Source organism: Arthrobacter sp. TJ-270, assembly GCF_058269075.1.
On record NZ_JBZCNB010000018.1, the window covers coordinates 1 to 2,037 of the forward strand.

At 61.3% G+C, this 2,037-nt stretch carries 3 protein-coding genes; all 3 read right to left on the reverse strand.

Going from position 1 to position 2,037, the window contains the following annotated elements:
- Positions 1 to 220: 220 nt before the first annotated feature.
- On the reverse strand, positions 221 to 1,009 hold the full coding sequence (locus AC4D2M_RS17140; RefSeq protein WP_490893105.1) for a PRC and DUF2382 domain-containing protein: 789 nt from the start codon (positions 1,007 to 1,009) through the stop codon (positions 221 to 223).
- Between the two features lie 58 nt (positions 1,010 to 1,067).
- A complete protein-coding gene (locus tag AC4D2M_RS17145; protein WP_490893106.1) occupies positions 1,068 to 1,604 on the reverse strand; it encodes a hypothetical protein in 537 nt (178 codons plus the stop codon).
- A 229-nt stretch (positions 1,605 to 1,833) separates the two neighbouring features.
- The coding region (locus AC4D2M_RS17150; RefSeq protein ID WP_490893107.1) for a hypothetical protein at positions 1,834 to 2,037 on the reverse strand (204 nt) is incomplete at its 5' end.

Here is a 2,037-nt window from a genome sequence, read left to right on the forward strand (position 1 = left end):
CCGGTTCCGGTGGCGGTAAGCCAGCCGAAGAAGGCCGAGCCGATCTTGACGCCGCCGAACCTCTCCTTTTCCCGTTCCACCAGGTGGTCCCGCTGGTCCCTGTCGATGTCATGATGTCGGACGTGCCGGTGGTCGTAGTCGTCTGACCCATCGTGGGCGGATCCTGCGCTGGTGCTCATGGTTCCTCCTGAAATCGGTTTGGTTTAAGCGACTGCGCTGGTTAGCGTCCGTCCCGGGTGCCGTCGACGTCTTCGGTGTCGATCTGCTCTTTGCGGACTTCCTCGTTGACGGTCTGCTGCTCGGTGACGGTTTCCTTCTCCAGGCGGACCCGCTCGACCGGTACGGTTTCCTTCTGAATTACGGGGCGCTCCTCGTGGAGAACGACCTCGTGCTCATCCCCGCCGGCGGCAGAGCCGGCGAGGGCTTCATCCCGGTTGGCGTTAGTGATCGGTTCACGCTCAACGCGGACCTCTTCACGCTGGACCGGGACCGTCTGGGTGACATTCTCCGTCACGACGAACTTGCGCAGCCGGGCACGGCCGGCTTCACGACGTTCGGTGCCCACGCGGATCTGCTCTTCCGAACGGGTCATTGAATCGTCCGTGGTCGGGCCGGAGGTGTCATGGCCGACGGTCGCACGGTCATAGTCACCGGCGGTTCCGGTGGTGTACTCGCCGGCGGCGTAGCCGCCGGTCGCGATGTTGTAGTAGCGGTAGAGTTCCGCCTCTTCCTGCTCGCTCAAGTGACCGTCAGGTGTAACGTTGGGTGCGTCCTTGATCTTGGCCTTGGAGTATCCGACGCGGACGTCGTTGCCCTCAAGCGTTGCGCCTTCGAGGGGTACGAAGGACTCGTTGGAGCCGAAGAGCCCGGTGTTGGCGGTGACCCAGCTGGGGTTGCCGGTCTGATCATCGACGTAGATCTGGCCGACGGAGCCGACCTTGTCGCCGTCGTTACCGATGACCTTGCCGCCGGATTCGAGGATCCGGGAGATGTCGTTCTGGGAAATCATGGTGTTCTCCTTTTCCAGTTGTGGTGCACTTCGTACTGGGATGGCAGGACGGTGATCACTAGTCCTCGAGGATTTCCCCGCTCATGGCCTCAACGTAGGGCTGGCCCTCGTAGTCGGCGTACAGCTCGTCCTCCAGATCGATCCCAAGCTGCTCTTCCGCGGCCGCGATATCGAAGTCCTGCTGGACTGTGCCGGTCAACTGGACGACCTGGCCCTCATCCAGGGGCGGGATCTCCTCCAGCTCGACGATCAGCAACGGATCAACGGCAGTGCCAGCAGCACCAGCGATCACGAAGGTGTCATCCGAAAGGGTTTCCGTCACCTCGGCGGAGATTGTGACTTCCTGGCCAACATAGGCATCGGCTTCGTCGTAGAAGTTCTGGTCATACGGGCCGTCATATGGAGGCATGGGTTCGGCTTCCGTTTCTTCAGGTGCCGGTGAAGTCTCCGCGACCTCGCCCTCGGAGATGTCCTCCACATCGGTGCCCTGCTCGGGTCCTTCGGTGTTGCAGGCCGTCAGTCCGAATGCGCTGATCGGCAGGATCGACAGTGCTGCTGCTTTCTTCATCCAGGTCTGCTTGGTCATAGTTCCCATGACTGCTCCTAAAGGGTTGGGGTCCGGCGGCGCGGTCCGGCCCGTCTTGTGGTTGGGTTTTGTTCGGCGCCTCCCAAACACCGTAAGCAGGCTTAGCAATGAGAATCAAAATGAGGTGATCGACCCGTTACCGCCATTACGGACGTCGTTATCAGCGCGTTATCAATCCTTAACATGCGTGACATTGCTGCTTGGGGCAGCGCAGATTCTTCTGCCGGTACCAGAGGATTTAGCGGGTTCTGTGCTGCCCGTATGTGAGGCGGGCAACGACGGAGGAGGGCGGGATCCAGACGGGGTCATGAAAGTTCGATGGTGATGCACCGGTGCGCTGTATCGAGTTGACCGAGAGCCGGGTTTCGAATCCCTGTCGGGCGGTGGAGAATGGGCGGATGCAGCCCACTGATCCGGCCACGCCTGACGGAGTTCCGCCGGA

Bases quoted from the DNA above. Each gene is read 5' to 3' on its own strand.
- AC4D2M_RS17140 (WP_490893105.1), bottom strand. From the start codon at position 1,009: ATGATTTCCCAGAACGACATCTCCCGGATCCTCGAATCCGGCGGCAAG.
- AC4D2M_RS17145 (WP_490893106.1), bottom strand. From the start codon at position 1,604: ATGGGAACTATGACCAAGCAGACCTGGATGAAGAAAGCAGCAGCACTG.